This is a genomic window from Brevundimonas sp. (assembly GCF_029945885.1).
GTDB lineage: Bacteria > Pseudomonadota > Alphaproteobacteria > Caulobacterales > Caulobacteraceae > Brevundimonas.
On record NZ_JAQSDK010000006.1, the window covers coordinates 272388 to 287015 of the forward strand.

Annotated in this window: 13 protein-coding genes and 2 tRNA genes; 5 read left to right on the forward strand and 10 right to left on the reverse strand. The window is 67.7% G+C overall.

The window, feature by feature from the left end; genetic code table 11:
- The first annotated feature begins 5 nt into the window (after positions 1 to 5).
- From PSV00_RS05525 to PSV00_RS05535, 3 genes are all read left to right on the forward strand, one after another.
- A complete protein-coding gene (locus tag PSV00_RS05525) occupies positions 6 to 1700 on the forward strand; it encodes an amino acid permease (protein WP_300445498.1) in 1695 nt (564 codons plus the stop codon).
- Between the two features lie 110 nt (positions 1701 to 1810).
- Positions 1811 to 1895: transfer RNA gene (locus PSV00_RS05530), tRNA-Leu, on the forward strand.
- Between the two features lie 81 nt (positions 1896 to 1976).
- Complete coding sequence (locus tag PSV00_RS05535; RefSeq protein WP_300445499.1) at positions 1977 to 3122, forward strand: PA0069 family radical SAM protein; 1146 nt, start codon at positions 1977 to 1979, stop codon at positions 3120 to 3122.
- 31 nt (positions 3123 to 3153) lie between these two features.
- On the opposite strand, the gene PSV00_RS05540 is transcribed toward PSV00_RS05535, so the two are convergent.
- From PSV00_RS05540 to PSV00_RS05550, 3 genes are read right to left on the reverse strand one after another with little or no spacing between them, the layout of a single operon-like run.
- On the reverse strand, positions 3154 to 3849 hold the full coding sequence (locus PSV00_RS05540; RefSeq protein WP_300445500.1) for an aspartate/glutamate racemase family protein: 696 nt from the start codon (positions 3847 to 3849) through the stop codon (positions 3154 to 3156).
- A 47-nt stretch (positions 3850 to 3896) separates the two neighbouring features.
- On the reverse strand, positions 3897 to 4298 hold the full coding sequence (locus PSV00_RS05545; RefSeq protein WP_300445501.1) for a hypothetical protein: 402 nt from the start codon (positions 4296 to 4298) through the stop codon (positions 3897 to 3899).
- 2 nt (positions 4299 to 4300) lie between these two features.
- Positions 4301 to 5542, reverse strand: coding sequence for a class I SAM-dependent RNA methyltransferase (locus PSV00_RS05550; protein WP_300445527.1), 1242 nt, complete (start codon positions 5540 to 5542; stop codon positions 4301 to 4303).
- Positions 5543 to 5721: 179 nt separating this feature from the next.
- Here PSV00_RS05550 and PSV00_RS05555 point away from each other — a divergent pair, with 179 nt between their 5' ends.
- Positions 5722 to 6429: a glycine zipper 2TM domain-containing protein gene (locus tag PSV00_RS05555; RefSeq protein ID WP_300445502.1), complete on the forward strand. Its 708-nt coding sequence runs from the start codon at positions 5722 to 5724 to the stop codon at positions 6427 to 6429.
- Between the two features lie 85 nt (positions 6430 to 6514).
- Here PSV00_RS05555 and PSV00_RS05560 read toward each other — a convergent pair whose 3' ends face one another.
- The 5 genes from PSV00_RS05560 to PSV00_RS05580 all read right to left on the reverse strand — a co-directional run bounded on the left by PSV00_RS05560 (position 6515) and on the right by PSV00_RS05580 (position 13183).
- Positions 6515 to 7255, reverse strand: a complete 741-nt coding sequence (locus PSV00_RS05560; protein ID WP_300445503.1) for a TlyA family RNA methyltransferase — start codon at positions 7253 to 7255, stop codon at positions 6515 to 6517.
- Positions 7252 to 10056, reverse strand: coding sequence for a valine--tRNA ligase (locus PSV00_RS05565; protein ID WP_300445504.1), 2805 nt, complete (start codon positions 10054 to 10056; stop codon positions 7252 to 7254). The genes PSV00_RS05560 and PSV00_RS05565 overlap by 4 nt, the downstream gene beginning before the upstream one ends.
- A gap of 80 nt (positions 10057 to 10136) precedes the next feature.
- Positions 10137 to 10739, reverse strand: a complete 603-nt coding sequence (locus PSV00_RS05570; RefSeq protein WP_300445505.1) for a DUF2497 domain-containing protein — start codon at positions 10737 to 10739, stop codon at positions 10137 to 10139.
- Positions 10740 to 10942: 203 nt separating this feature from the next.
- Positions 10943 to 12421 carry a TolC family outer membrane protein gene (locus PSV00_RS05575; RefSeq protein ID WP_300445506.1) on the reverse strand — a complete coding sequence of 493 codons (1479 nt, stop codon included), beginning with the start codon at positions 12419 to 12421 and terminating at the stop codon, positions 10943 to 10945.
- A 132-nt stretch (positions 12422 to 12553) separates the two neighbouring features.
- Entirely contained in the window at positions 12554 to 13183 is a 630-nt protein-coding gene (locus PSV00_RS05580; protein ID WP_300445507.1) for a protein-L-isoaspartate O-methyltransferase, read from the reverse strand.
- A 138-nt stretch (positions 13184 to 13321) separates the two neighbouring features.
- Between PSV00_RS05580 and PSV00_RS05585 the strand changes: the two genes are divergently transcribed.
- Positions 13322 to 13395 (forward strand) — tRNA-Cys (locus PSV00_RS05585).
- 95 nt (positions 13396 to 13490) lie between these two features.
- On the opposite strand, the gene PSV00_RS05590 is transcribed toward PSV00_RS05585, so the two are convergent.
- The gene (locus tag PSV00_RS05590; RefSeq protein ID WP_300445508.1) at positions 13491 to 13613 is read right to left on the reverse strand and encodes a hypothetical protein; all 123 of its coding nucleotides are present in this window, start codon (positions 13611 to 13613) and stop codon (positions 13491 to 13493) included.
- 97 nt (positions 13614 to 13710) lie between these two features.
- Positions 13711 to 14508: an RNA methyltransferase gene (locus PSV00_RS05595; RefSeq protein ID WP_300445509.1), complete on the reverse strand. Its 798-nt coding sequence runs from the start codon at positions 14506 to 14508 to the stop codon at positions 13711 to 13713.
- Between the last annotated feature and the right edge of the window lie 120 nt (positions 14509 to 14628).

Sequence of the window (14628 nt, forward strand, 5' to 3'; positions counted from 1 at the left end):
ACTCTATGTCCGCAGAAGGCCTTAGGCCCAAGGGGAACCGCCTGTTCCTCAAGAAATCCGTAGCCCAGATCCAGAAAGAGGCCGCCAAGAGCGAGCTCAAGCGATCCCTGGGTCCCATCAATCTGATGAGCTTGGGAATCGGTGCCATTATCGGTGCCGGTATCTTCGTGCTGACCGGTCAGGTCGCCGCCGACTATGCCGGCCCGGCCATCATGCTGTCCTTCGTCGCCGCCGGCATCGCCGTCGCCCTCGCCGGCCTCTGCTACGCCGAACTGGCCTCGACCATGCCCGTCTCGGGCTCGGCCTACACCTATGCCTACGGCACCCTGGGCGAGGTCTTCGCCTGGATCATGGGCTGGCTGCTGGTGCTCGAATACGGCATCGCCGCCTCAACGGTCGCCGTCGGTTGGTCCGGCTACGTCGTGTCGATCATGGGCGATTTTGGCCTGTCCCAGACCCTGTTCCCGGCGATCCAGTACGCCGGTCAGGAGGGGGCCATGTGGGCCACGCCGATGATCGAGGCTGTTCGCGCCGATCACGGCACGGTCCTGGCCGCCACCGGCACCTTCAACCTCGTGGCCGCCATCGGCATCGCCGCCGTCTGCAGCCTGCTGGTCCTCGGTGTCAGCGAGTCGGCGAACGTGAACAACGTCATCGTCGTCATCAAGATCGTCGTGCTGCTGACCTTCATCGGTGTCGGCATCTCCTATGTGAACCCCGACAACTGGCATCCCTTCATACCCGCCGCCGACCCGGCCGTGCCGGGTCGCTACGGCTATGACGGCATCATGCGCGGGGCGGCGATCATCTTCTTCGCCTATGTCGGCTTCGAGGCGGTCTCGACCGCCGCGGCCGAGGCCAAGAACCCGTCCCGGGACGTGCCGATCGGCATCCTCGGGGCGCTGATCGTCTGCACCCTGATCTATATGGCCGTCGCCGCCGTCATGACCGGCGTCGTCCCCTATGCCGAGCTGAGCAGCCCGGCACCCGTCGCTGTCGCCATCGACCGTATGGGCCTGCACTGGGCCGATATTCCGCTGGCAGTCGCACCGGGCGGTCAGCTGAACCTCATCAGCTTCCTGATCAAGATCGGGGCCATCACGGGCCTGAGCTCGGTCATGCTGGTGCTCTGCTACGGCCAGACGCGCATCTTCTACACCATGGCGCGTGACGGCCTGCTGCCGCGCGTCTTCGCGGTCATCCATCCGAAATTCCGCACCCCCTGGCTGGGCACCATCCTGCTGGGCGTGCTGATCGCGATCACCGCCGCCTTCCTGCCGATCAGCCTGTTGGGTCAGCTGGTGTCGTTCGGCACGGCTGTGGCCTTCTCCATCGTCTGCCTGTCGGTCATCTATCTGCGGGTCAAACATCCCGAGCTGGAACGTCCGTTCCGCGTGCCGGGTGGCATCTTCACCGCCCTGCTCGGCATCGCCGCCTGCCTGTATCTGGCCTGGAAGAATTTCCAGCCGATGCTGGAACAGGCCTTCCCGACCCCGGCCCAGCTGGCCGCCGGAGCCATCCCGGATCCGCTGACCCTGCAACTGCTGGGTGGCTATGCCGCCATCGGTGCCGTGATCTACGCGGTCTACGGCTTCTGGCACTCCAAGCTGGCCAAGGGCATCGACATCACCGAGGAGTCGCTGATGAACTCCCCGGCCGCCGCCTTCGGCGAAGGTGTCGACAACATCAAGGAAGACTGACCCCTCAACCGGTCGGTTATCGGAGAGAGGCCCGGGAGCGATCCCGGGCCTTTTTCATTGTCCGCATTGCCGCCGGCACCGGCCTCGCCTAGACGCTGGTACGGACCTATGCGGATGTGGCGGAACTGGTAGACGCACTGGATTTAGGTTCCAGCGCCGCAAGGCGTGGAGGTTCGAGTCCTCTCATCCGCACCATCGTCCCCGCCCGCGCCCGACCGGCCGCGGGTTTTCTTTGGTCGTCAACGTTCTTGCTTTGTTCTGTTGTGCACGATACAGATGGTCATGGCTCCAGTCGCAAGGAAAGGGCGCGGTGCCGGCACCAACGCCAGCGGACGGTTCGAACCGCTCGTCCATGAGGCCGTCGATGACGGCTGGACCGACGCCGACCAGACCCCTGCCCCGCTGCGCACCACCCTGACGCCGGAACACGCCCGGACGATCATCACGAAGAACACCAGTCCGGACGTGGGTTTCGACCGCTCCATCAACCCCTACAAAGGTTGCGAACATGGCTGTATCTACTGCTACGCCCGTCCGTCCCATGCCTTCATGGGCCTATCCCCGGGCCTGGATTTCGAGAGCCGACTCTTCTTCAAGCCCGACGGTGCGCGTCTGCTGGAACAGGAACTGGCCGCCCCCCGCTACCGGTGCAAACGCATCCACCTGGGCGGCAACACCGACCCCTACCAGCCGGTCGAACGCGATCTGAACATCACGCGGGACCTGCTCAAGGTGCTGCAACGCTTCAATCAGCCGTTCAGCATCATCACCAAGTCGGGTCTGATCTCCCGAGACCTCGACATCCTCGGCCCTATGGGCCGGGCCGGCCTGACCCAGGCCATGGTCTCGATCACGACTCTCGACCGCGCCCTGGCCCGGACCATGGAGCCACGCGCCGCGACCCCGACCCGCCGGCTGGAGGCGATCCGCAAACTGGCTGACGCAGGCGTGCCGGTCGGGGTCGGCTTCGCCCCGGTGATCCCGGGCCTCAACGACCACGAGCTGGAGGCGGTACTGGAGGCCGCGGCCCAGGCGGGCGCGACCTCGGCCATGTATGTGATCCTGCGCCTGCCGCTCGAGATCAAGGCCCTGTTCCAGGAGTGGCTGGCTGAGGCCCGCCCGGCCCGCGCCGCCCGGGTCATGTCCCTGATCCGTCAGACCCGCGGCGGCAAGGACTACGATGCTGACTGGTCACAGCGGATGAAGGGCACCGGCCCCGTCGCCGACCTGATCGCCGCCCGGTTCAAGGCGGCGGTCAAACGCTACGGTCTGGACGCAGCGCGTCCGCCCCTCGACATGAGCCAGTTCCGTGTGCCGCCCGACATGAAAAAGCAGATGGACCTCTTTGACCTTCCGTCTGCCATTGCGGCGGAAGGTGGCGCGCGCAGCGAGACGGACGGGGGCCTGCCGGACGCGGCCTGAACCGACGATCCGGCGCGCCTCCAAAAAAGAATCAGCTTTCCAGCGCCAGTTCTATCGCGGCCTGTCCATGCAGGGCGGTCGTGTCGAAGAGCGGAACGGTGCTGTCTCCGGGCTGCACCAGCAGCATTATTTCCGTGCAGCCGAGGATCACCCCCTCGGCCCCGTCGGCGACAAGCCGGGCGATGACCTGTCGATAGAGCTCGCGCGATTCTGAACGCACTTTTCCGGCTACCAGTTCGTCGTAGATGATCCGGTGAACCTCGGCGCGATCGCGCGCGTTCGGAACGATCACGTCAAGCCCGTGGGCGTCCCGCAGCCGGCCCTTGTAGAAATCCTGTTCCATTGTGAAGGCCGTGCCCAGCAGGCCGACCTTCCTGACACCCGCGGCGGTGACACGCGCGGCCGTCGGGTCAACGATGTGAAGCAGGGGGATGGTCACGGCGGCCTGCACGTCCGCGGCCATGCGGTGCATGGTATTGGTGCAGATCAGCAGGACCTCGGCCCCGGCGGCTTCAAGACGGCGCGCCGCGTCGATCATCCGCGCCGTCAGTGCGGCCCAGTCGCCCTCGTGCTGCAGGCGCTCAATTTCCGAAAAATCGAACGACCAGAGCAGGCAACGCGCCGACGCCGTCGGTCCCAGCCGGTTGCGCACACCCTCGTTGAGGATGCGATAGTATTCCGCAGAGCTCTCCCAGCTCATGCCGCCGATCAGCCCGATCATCTTCATTCGGCCGGTATAAGGGCCCGGCCTGCATAGACAAGTGACCGTCGTCGCTAGTCGTCGTCCGCCGCCGCCGGATCGATGGCCTGGGTGACCAGGTCGCGCCAGACCGGGTCGGTGTCGTCGACCAGATCGACATCCTCGCGCAGGGCAACCGCCCCACCACCGTCAGGCAGGATCAGACCCAGGACCTCCATCTCCTCGCCGTCGGGTCCGAGATGGGTCTCGGCCTGGACCACGACCGCCGCCTGTTCCCCGTCGTCCTCCCACCAGATGACCGGCTGTGGCAGGTCCATCGGGATCGGGCGCGGATCGTCGGTGTCGGCCAGGGCGAACACCGCCCGCCGCGCCTGGACGTCGTCCAGCGTGGCCACCGCCCCGGTGAAGGGCACCAGCCGGGTCCAGTCGTCAGCGTCAAAGCCGCCGCCGTCCTCGTCGGGCAGGTTGTCGTTCATCGTCATCGCCGGAACACCCCGACCAGCTCGACATGGGCCGACCACAGGAATTGATCGATCGGGGTGACCCGCTCCAGCACGAAGCCGGCGTCGATCAGCACCCGGGCATCGCGGGCGAAGCTCTGCGGATTGCACGATACGCCGACGACGACCGAGGCCCTGGTGTCGACAATCTGCATCGTCTGGTCGATCGCTCCGGCGCGGGGCGGGTCGAAGACGATGGCGTCACAGCCCTTCAGGTCGTGCGGCGTCAGCGGCCGGCGGAACAGGTCGCGGGCCTCGGCGGTGATCGAGCGCAGCCCCTGGGCCGTGCCGGTACCGGCCTTCAGCGCCGCGATTCCGGCAGCGGAGGAGTCCGCCGCCAGCACCGGGGCCACGGTCGCCAGCGGGAAGCTGAATGCCCCCGAGCCGCAGAACAGGTCGGCGATCTTCTTTGCCCCCTGCACCGCCGCCACGGCTCGCGCGGTCATGGCCGCCTCGGCCTCGGGCACGGCCTGCAGGAAGCCGCCCGGCGGCAGGGGCACGGTCGCGGGACCGAACATCACCGTCGGCTGCCGCATCATGGCCAGGGTTTCTCCGGCCAGGCTCAGTCGGGCCAGGTCGGCGACATTGGCGGCCCGGATCGCCTGCATCTGCCGGTCGCGCGACAGCCCCCCCGACTTGCGCTCAACCCCGGTCACATCGACGTCCAGCCCGGTCAGGGTCAGGGTCACATGCAGGGTCGGAGCCGATTTCGGATGCTCCAGAAACGCCTCGGCCACCCGGGTCAGGGCCGGAAAAGCCGCGACCAGCCGCGGATCGGCCACCGGACAGGCGGTGACCTCGACCAGTCGCCACGACTTGCGGGCCTTGAACCCCAGGATGACCCGGCCGTCGGGTCCGCGTCGCGCGTGCAGGGCCAGCCGCCGGCGCGTGCCGGGGGGGACGGCCACGGTCGCCTCGATTTCGGTCTCGATGCCTTCGCGCGCCAGGGCCAGCCGCACCTGCTCCTGTTTCCAGTCCAGATAGGGGGCGGCGGCCCAGTGTTGCAGCGAACAACCGCCGCAGTCGCCATAGTGGGGCGAGACCGGGGCGATCCGCTCGGGGCTGGCCTCGACGACTTCGATATCGCTGGCCCGCCCGTCCCGCACCCTCGCCCGCACCGTCTCGCCCGCCAGGGTCAGGGGCGCAAAAACCGGCCCGTCCGGCGTGTCGGCGATGCCGTCGCCCTGGCCGCCGAGGCGGTTGATCTTCAGCAGGGTCAGGGGGGCGTTCTCGGTCATGGCCGCCTTCTAGCCCGGCTGGGCCCCCGCGCGAAACATGAACGAAGATGAACGGCTTGCTCAAAGCCCGTTCAGCTTCACCCCCCTATCTATCGGGGCAACAGACAGGGGTCCGAACGGTTCGGCTTCCAGGTTTGCCAAAGGGAAACAGGATCACCCCTATGTTTGACCGCTTCTCCAGCCGCTCCGCCGCCGTCGTCGCCCTCGCCGCCGCGGGCTTGATGATGATCCCGGCCGCCGCCTCGGCCCAGGCCTACGGCTATCAGGGACAGGCCCGGAACTACGCCTCCGGGGGCTATGGCCAGCCGTATAACTACAATCGCGCCGGACCGTCGGGTTATGCCGACTCCTGCGTCCAGGGCCGCCAGACTGCCGGCGGCCTCGTCGGGGCCACGGTCGGGGCCATCGCCGGCTCCCAGATCGCCGCCCGGGGCCGTCGCACCGAGGGCAGTATCCTCGGTGGCGTGCTCGGGGCTGTGGTCGGGGCCAGTGTCGGCAACAGCTCGGCCCAGGGGTGCGACAGCCGCTACGGCCAGGGCGGTTACAGCCAGAACGGCTATGGCCAGCCGGCCTACGGCTCGACCGGCTACGGCGCGACCGGCTACGGCGCGAACGGCTACGGTTCCAACAGCTACGGCTATGACAACCGGGACCAGGGCTACGGCCGTGACGACCGTCGCTATGACGACCGCCGCACCGATGACCGTCGCTATGACGGCTATGGCCAGCCGGTCCGTGACGCCCGTTATCAGAACACCGACGAATGCCGCCTCGCCGAGAGCCGCATCCGTCTGCCCGACGGCCGGGATGAGGTGCGCTATGTCCGCACCTGCCCCGACCAGAACGGCCGCTATCGCGTCGTCGATTAATTAACAGCCCCCCTGTCGATCGACGACGTGACGGGAGCCGCCGGTGGAGAGATCCGCCGGCGGCTCTCCTATGTCCGGGGTCAGGTCAGTCCGGCCGCTTTTGCGCCCACAGCAGGAATTCGATGTTGCCGTCGCCGCCGGTGATCGGACTTTCGGTCGTTTCGCGAACGGTCCAGCCCTCGCCCTCCAGCCAGGCACTGACCGACTCTACCGCCCGGATATGGGCCTCGGGGTCCTTGACCACCCCCTTCTTGCCGCCGCCACCCGGGCCTTCGGCCTCGAACTGCGGCTTGATCAGGGTGACCAGATCGGCCCCGGCCGCCGCCAGCGCCAGTGCCGCCGGCAGCACCTTGGCCAGGCCGATGAAGCTCGCGTCGCACACGATCAGCTCCGGCGTTTCCGGGATCAGCTCGGCCGTCAGGATCCGGGCGTCGGTCTTGTCCAGATTGACCACCCTTTCCGCCGCGGCGACACGCGGATGCAACTGGTCGGAACCCACGTCGACCGCATAGATCCGGTCCGCACCGCGGGACAGGCAGACCTCGGTAAAGCCCCCGGTCGAGGCCCCGACGTCCAGCACCACCCGACCCTCGACCGGCACCGGCCACAGCGTCAGGGCGTGGTCCAGCTTCAGCCCGCCGCGCCCGACCCAGCGATGGGCGTCGACCACGGTCAGAACGGCGTCGTCCGGAATGGACTGGGCCACGATCCGCGCCGGGACGCCGTTGACGGTCACCCCGCCGGCCTCGATCGCGGCCCGGGCCTTGGCCCGGCTGTCGGTCAGACCCCGGGCGACCAGCAACTGGTCCAGGCGGACCCGTTTCATCCCAGATCGTCCAGACGGGCCAGCGCAGCCCCCAGCCGGGTCCGGCCCTCCTCGGCCTCGACCAGTTTGGCGCGTTGCTCGTCGATCACCGCCGCCGCGGCCCTGGCCACAAAATTGGGATTGCCCAGCTTCTTGTTCACATGGGCGATGTCGCTGTCGAAGGCGGCGATCTCCTTGGTCAGGCGCGCCCGTTCGGCGGCCAGATCGATCAGGCCGGTCAGGGACAGGGCCACACCCTCGCTATTGCTGACGAAACTGACCGCCCCGGCCGGGGCCGCCTCGGCCGCGTCGACGGTCGACACCCGCGCCAGGGTCAGGATCAGCGCCCGGTGCCGATCGATCCGGGCCGCCGTCTCCGGCGACGGTCGCACGAAGGTCAGGGGCGGCTTGGCGCCCGGCGGCACATTCATCTCGGCCCGCAGCTGGCGAACCTCGGTTACCAGATCGACCAGCCAGCCGATCTCGGCCTCGGCCCCGGCATCGACGAAACTGTCCGGCAGCTCAGGCCAGCTCGACCCGATCAGCAGGGTCGCGCGAGGCGGACCTTCCTTGCCCAGCTCCGCCCACAGTTCCTCGGTGATGAAGGGCATGACCGGGTGCAGCAGGGCCAGGGTCTGGTCCAGGGCCCAGGCCGTCATGGCCCGGGTCTCGGCCCTGGCGGCCTCATCCGTGCCCATGAACACCGGCTTGGCCAGCTCCAGATACCAGTCGCAGAACACGTTCCAGACGAACCGGTACAGGGCGCTGGCCGCATCATCGAACCGTCCGCCCTCGATGGCACCGGCCACGGCCCGTTCGGTCTTCAGCAGTTCGCCGCGGATCCAGCGGTTGATGGTCTGGTCAACCGTGGCCGGGTCAAAGCCCGCGACCCGGCGCGCCTCGTTCATCTGGCTGAAGCGGGCGGCGTTCCACAGTTTGGTGCCGAAATTCCGATACCCTTCAATACGCTGACGGCTGAGCTTGATGTCGCGTGTACCCGACAATATGGCCATGGTGAAGCGCAGGGGGTCGGCCCCCAGCTCGTCGATGATGACCAGGGGGTCGATGACATTGCCCTTGGACTTGCTCATCTTCTGGCCCTTCTCGTCGCGGACCAGGCCATTGATGATCACCCGTTTGAACGGCACCTCATCCATAAAGTGAAGGCCCATCATCATCATCCGGGCGACCCAGAAGAAGATGATGTCGGCGGCGGTGACGAGGTCAGAGGTCGGATAGAAGCGTTCGAGGTCCTCGGTCTTCTCGGGCCAGCCCATGGTCGAGAACGGCCACAGGGCCGAGCTGAACCAGGTGTCCAGCACGTCCTCGTCCTGGGTCAGGGCGGTCTCGGCACCATAGTGGTCGCGCGCGGCGGCCCGGGCGTCGTCCTCGGTCTCCTCGACGAAGATGGTCCCGTCCGGCCCGTACCAGGCCGGGATCCGGTGACCCCACCACAGCTGCCGCGAGATGCACCACGGCTCAATGTTGCGCAGCCATTCGAAATAGATCTTCTCGTAGCTCTTCGGCTCGAACACCGTGTCGCCCTGCTCCACCGCCTTGATCGCCGGCTGGGCCAGGGTGTGGGCATCGACGTACCACTGGTCCGTCAGCCACGGCTCGATGACCACGCCCGAGCGGTCGCCGTGCGGGACGACGTGCTTCGTCTTCTCGATGTCCTTCAGCCAGCCTTCGGCCTCGGCCCGGGCGACGATGGCCTTGCGCGCCGCGAAGCGGTCGAGCCCCCGAAGGTCGGACGGAATCGAGTCGATGACACTCAAATGTGGGTCATAGGTGACCTCACCCGTCACAGGGTTCTCGCGAACGTCGACGTCGTTCATGCTCAGGATTTGAGCGGACGCATTCAGAATATTGATCGACGGCAGCCCGGCCCGCTTGCCGACCTGGAAGTCGTTGAAGTCGTGCGCCGGCGTGATCTTCACCGCGCCCGAGCCCTTGGTCGGGTCAGCGTAGTCGTCGGCAACGATCGGGATGCGGCGGCCCGTGATCGGCAGGATCACCGACTTGCCGACGATTGAGGCATAGCGTTCATCGGTCGGGTGAACCGCGACGCCCGTATCGCCCAGCATCGTTTCTGGCCGGGTCGTCGCCACGACGATGTAATCGCGCGTCTCCCAATCCGTCGCCTTGCCATCCTCGTCGAAAGCGACCGGATGTTCGTACGTCTCGCCGTCCGCCAGTGGATAGGCGAAATGCCAATAGGCCCCCTCCATCTCCCGCTGCTCGACCTCGAGATCGCTGATCGCCGTCTGGAAATGCGGGTCCCAGTTGACCAGCCGCTTGTCGCGATAGATCAGGCCTTCCTTGTGCAGCCGCACGAACACCTTGCGCACGGCGGCGTTCAGACCCTCGTCGAGGGTGAACCGCTCGCGGCTCCAGTCGCACGATGCGCCCAGCCGGCGCAGCTGCTGCACGATGGCCCCGCCGCTCTCGGCCTTCCAGTCCCAGATCTTTTCGACGAAGGCCTCGCGCCCCATCTCGCGACGGCCGACATTGCCGGCGGCGGCCAGCTGGCGCTCGACCACCATCTGGGTGGCGATACCGGCGTGATCGGTGCCGGGCAGCCACAGCACCGCCTTGCCTTTCATCCGGTGATAGCGGGCCAGGATGTCCTGCAGGGTGTTGTTCAGCGCATGGCCGACATGCAGCGAGCCGGTGACGTTCGGCGGCGGAATGACGATCGAATAGGCGTCGGCCGCCCCGTCGGTGGCCGCGGCGTCGCGCGGCGCGAACAGACCACTCTGCTCCCAGGCGTCGTACAGGCGGGGTTCGGCGGCGGTCGGATCGAAGGTCTTGTCGAGCATGACGGAATTCGTTTCGGCAAAAGGAAAGGGCGGCCCCACCGGAGCCGCCCTTGTGATCTAGTCGCAGTGGACGCGGAGGGCTAGCCGGCGGTGCGGGCGATGCGTTCGACTTCCTTGCGTACCTCGGCCTCGACGATGCCCGGCAGATGGGCGTCCAGCCATTCCTTCAGCATCGGGCGCAGCAGGGCACGAGCCAGGTCGTCGATGGTCAGGCCACTGCCGAGGCTCGGCTCGGACGACTCGGACGGGCGCATCGCGGCGGCCAGACCGGCGAAGGCCGAGGCGGCACTGGCGGCGGCGCTGTCGCCGACGATTCGATTGTAGGCCGGTGCAGGCGCGGCCTGGGGCGCGGGTTCGGCTTCCGGCTCTGGAGCCGGTTCGATCTCGGCGGCCGGGGCCGGAAAGGCGTCGGGCTCAGCGACGTCCAGATCGCCGATCACCTCGGCGGCCGGGGCCTCATAGGGTTCGGTCAGTTCGAGGACATCCTCATCCTCGAAAACGGGGTCCCCGACCGGTTCGGGCTCGGCGGCGGCGGCCTCGACCGGGGCCGGTTCCGGCTCAGCCTCCGGCTCGGGCGCGGCGGCCTGGGCCGTCTCCGCCGGGGCGTCGTCTTCGGAGATGATCCGGCGGATCGACGCCAGGATCTCCTCCATCGTCGGTTCCTGGGCGGTCTGGTCGGTCATGATGTACCCTTGAACGAAACCTGGCGGCGCAACGCAAACGCGGCCGACGGACATTGGGGGGACGGGGGCGACTGCACCATCCCTTGTGCCTTGTCGTCGCATCTACGCCCGGCGGAATCAACGCCCGTTTTTCGCCTGTCAGGCTATATTTAAGCTCCGGGGGCGGTTCGGTCCCCTGACCGTCGCCGCCCCCGGTGCCTGGATCACTGGCCGGGCGCGGTGCGGATGATTTCGGACTTCAGCTGCTGATCGATCGGCGCATCCTCGGCGTCGTTGGCCGGGACGACCGGCGGGGCAGCGAATCGGTCGATAGCCTCGAAAACGCCGTCCCACGGCAGGCCGCCATTGTTGCGGACCCGGTCGTAGTTGGCGCGGGCGTCATAGACGTCGATGCCCGGATCGAGGTCCTGGCCTTCCAGCCGGCCCATCGAGGCCAGCAGCTGGGCCTGGGCCACATATTCGTTGCGGCGGGCACTGGCCAGGGACACCTGGGCGCTACGCAGTTCCAGCTCCTGGTTCAGCACGTCCAGCGTGGTGCGCAGACCCACCTGGGCCTCCTGGCGAACGCCCTCGGCGGCAACCGAGGCGGCGCGAACCGCTTCCTGTCCTGCCTGGAGGGCGGCGCGGGCCGAGATCACCTGGGCATAGGCATTGCTGACCGCCTGCAGCACCTGACGGCGACGGCCCTCCCCGTTGATCTGGGCGACATTGGCCTGTTCCAGCGCCTGGGCGACCCGCGAGCGGTTCAGCCCGCCGGTGAACAGCGGCACCGAGACCGAGGCCCCGGCCTGGAAGCTGGTGTTTTCCCCCAGGTCAAAGCCCCGAAGATCGTTGGAGGCCCCGCCATAGGAGGCGGTCAGACGCGCCGAGGGCAGATACTCCGCCCGGGCGGCGGCGACGCGGGCCTCGGCGGCCTGCAGCGCATAGTCGGCGGCCCTTACCCCGGGGTTCTCGGCCAGGGCAACGTCCAGGGCCACGTCGAAATCGGTCGGCACGCCCGGCAGGGCCGGCAGGGCCGACAGGTCCGACGGTGCCTGGCCGACGACGGCGGCATAGGCGGCGCGGGATACGGACAACTGGGCCCGGGCATTGGCCAGGTCCGCGTCGGACTGGGCCAGACGTGCTTCGGACTGGGCCACGTCGGTGCGGGTGATTTCGCCGACCTCGAACCGGGCACTCGACTCATCCAGCTGACGCTGCAGGACGCTGATGTTGTCCTGGCGCACCTGGAGAATCTCCATGTCGCGCAGCACATCGGCATAGGCCTGGATGACCGAGGTCAGCACCTGCTGTTCGACATCACGCAGATTTTCCCGGCCGGCGAGGATATTGGCCTCGGCGGCGGTGATGCCGTGGCCGACGCGGCCGGCACTGTACAGCGTCTGTGACAGGCCGACGCTGGCGCTGCCCGAGGTTGAATCCGTATTGCCGACCCCTCGCGTCTCGGCATAGCTGTAGGCGGCGCCGACGCTGAGATCGACCTGCGGCCGCAGCCCGGCGCGGGCCTGGACAATGGTCTCGTCCAGCGACCGCTGGCTGGCCCGCTGGGCCAGCAGGGTCGGATTGGTCCGGTAGGCCAGGGCCAGGGCGTCCTTCAGGCTCTCGGCCCAGGCCGGTGCGGCGAGACCGGCGACCATTGTGGCCATGGCCACCGAAGCGAGCGCGCGCGAGCGTATCAACATAAGCCGTTCCTGCCTGACGGACCCTGAACCGGTCCGTCCTCTGTTCGTTGGCGTAAGTGCGAGATCAACACGCCATACGCCAGTTAAGTTTTTTTCACCCTTGCGGGCCGGGACGTCGTCAACGACGCGGTCCTACAGGCTGAATGTGGGGACCGGAGCCAGTTCCGCCAGCACCGGCGGGGTCGCATCGAACAATTCCCGCCGTGACAGACCGTCGCGACCCTGCACGTAAAGGACCGCCTTGCCGACCGGGCCCGTGCGCTCGACGACCGCCAGACGACCGCCCGGCTTGAGGGCGGCGATCCAGGCGGCCGGGCGCATCGGCGTGGCGGCCTCGCTGACGATCAGATCATAACCCTCGCCATGCGGGGTGGTCAGCGGGGCCACGACCGTCGCGACACCGGCCTCGGCCAGGGCGGCCCCGGTCACGTCGAACACGGCGGCGTCAGCCTCCTGGGCCACGACATCCAGCCCCATCCCGGCCAGCACGGCCGCGGCATAGGGGGCGGCGATGGCCAGAACGCGTTCACCCGGACGGGGGTCGAGGGCCATCAGCAGTTTCGACACCTCGCGGGCCGCCATCAGCTTGCGCGTGCCGGCGATCTCGACCTCGGTCTCGGCATAGGCGGCGAAGGCCCGGTCGGCGGCGCAGAAGCGTTCGCGGGGCACCACCAGCAGGGCGGCCTGCAGGACGCGGTCAGTGACGTCATTCACGCGGACCTGGGAGTCCACCATGACCTTGCGTGCGGCGGCGAAGTCCATCTGTCGCTGATCCTGATCTGTCGGCGCGGGAACTGCACCGGAAAACTGGCGCGCTTATAGGTCCGTGCGTTGCAGCCGACAATCCGATCTGATAGCGAACGGCCCTCGCGAAGACGTCGCCCCCGAAAAGGGACAGACGGCCTGATGGCGGAGTGGTTACGTAGCGGACTGCAAATCCGCGCACCCGGGTTCGATTCCCGGTCAGGCCTCCATCGCGACAATCCGGAAATCAGACGGCAACGACGGCCCGCCGGAAACCCCGGCGGCACCGGCCTTTCCCGGCCTTCCGGACACCCCCCGGCAGGCTTCAGCTGATGGGGGCAGTGATCCAGCCGACCGCGCCGGCGGCGCTGACCGCGGCGGTTACGATACCGATCGCCACGGCGATCCGCGCGTTGCGCAGGATGAAGAAAAATATTCCACTGAACATAACAAAACTCCCCGGACGACCCAGAGCGCCACAATTTTGCCCGTTCATCAAGGTGGACGAATCGTTAACGCGATGAAGCTTTAGTGATCAGCGCCGTTCAACGGGTCAGATGATAAAGGGCGACAGCCCCTGCCGTGGCCACATTCAGCGAATCAAACCCGCCCGACATCGGGATTCGCGCGCCGCGACAGCGATCGATCAGGGCCCGGGGCAGTCCCGGCCCCTCCGGACCCAGCAAAATGGCGCGCCGCCGCCTGCCCGCGATGGCCGACAGGTCTTCCGTCGCCGACGGGGTCAGGGCGATGACCTCGAACCCGTGGCGCTCCAGCGCCTCCACCATGGCCACCCCCGACAGACCGGTGACCATCGGCGTCCGCAGCACCGCCCCGACCGAGACCCGGATAGCCTTGCGGTAGAAGGGGTCGCAACAGCGCGCATCCAGCATGACCCCGGCCGCCCCGAAGGCGGCGGCATTGCGGAAGATACCCCCCATATTGTCGTGATTGCCGATTTCGCTGGCGGCGACGATCACCGCATCGGGGGCCGTCGCGGCCAGAAAGGCGTCAGCCGCCAGCGGCGCGGGCTTCTCCCCGAGGGCCAGAATGCCCCGGTGCAGGTGGAAACCCGCGATTCCGTCCAGCACGGCCTGGGCCGCGATATGGACGGGCACCGTGGCCGGCAGGCCGGCCAGGGCCTCGCTCTGGGCCTCCAGTCGCGATTCAGCCAGCAGGACCGCCACCGGCCGGCAGCGTGAGGCCGGGGAGCCCAGCATCCGCAACACCACCTCCCCCTCGGCAATGAACAGCCCCTGACGGCCCGTCAGGTCCCTTTCCCGGATGTCGCGAAAGGCCGCGATACGGGCATCCGCCGGGTCTTCTATGCGGATGATTGTCATCGTTCGTCTTTTCCGGTTGCGCTGGGCGGACGGCCGCTGTTATAGCCGCCGCCTTCCCGAGCGTCTGTTCCGCGGTAGCTCAGTGGTAGAGCAGCCGACTGTTAATCGGCTGGTCGTAGG

Coding starts and splice junctions, on each gene's coding strand:
- PSV00_RS05535 (WP_300445499.1), top strand. CDS start 1,977: ATGGTCATGGCTCCAGTCGCAAGGAAAGGGCGCGGTGCCGGCACCAAC.
- PSV00_RS05525 (WP_300445498.1), top strand. CDS start 6: ATGTCCGCAGAAGGCCTTAGGCCCAAGGGGAACCGCCTGTTCCTCAAG.
- PSV00_RS05590 (WP_300445508.1), bottom strand. CDS start 13,613: ATGTTCAGTGGAATATTTTTCTTCATCCTGCGCAACGCGCGGATCGCC.
- PSV00_RS05540 (WP_300445500.1), bottom strand. CDS start 3,849: ATGAAGATGATCGGGCTGATCGGCGGCATGAGCTGGGAGAGCTCTGCG.
- PSV00_RS05575 (WP_300445506.1), bottom strand. CDS start 12,421: ATGTTGATACGCTCGCGCGCGCTCGCTTCGGTGGCCATGGCCACAATG.
- PSV00_RS05555 (WP_300445502.1), top strand. CDS start 5,722: ATGTTTGACCGCTTCTCCAGCCGCTCCGCCGCCGTCGTCGCCCTCGCC.
- PSV00_RS05560 (WP_300445503.1), bottom strand. CDS start 7,255: ATGAAACGGGTCCGCCTGGACCAGTTGCTGGTCGCCCGGGGTCTGACC.
- PSV00_RS05545 (WP_300445501.1), bottom strand. CDS start 4,298: ATGAACGACAACCTGCCCGACGAGGACGGCGGCGGCTTTGACGCTGAC.
- PSV00_RS05570 (WP_300445505.1), bottom strand. CDS start 10,739: ATGACCGACCAGACCGCCCAGGAACCGACGATGGAGGAGATCCTGGCG.
- PSV00_RS05595 (WP_300445509.1), bottom strand. CDS start 14,508: ATGACAATCATCCGCATAGAAGACCCGGCGGATGCCCGTATCGCGGCC.
- PSV00_RS05565 (WP_300445504.1), bottom strand. CDS start 10,056: ATGCTCGACAAGACCTTCGATCCGACCGCCGCCGAACCCCGCCTGTAC.
- PSV00_RS05580 (WP_300445507.1), bottom strand. CDS start 13,183: ATGGACTTCGCCGCCGCACGCAAGGTCATGGTGGACTCCCAGGTCCGC.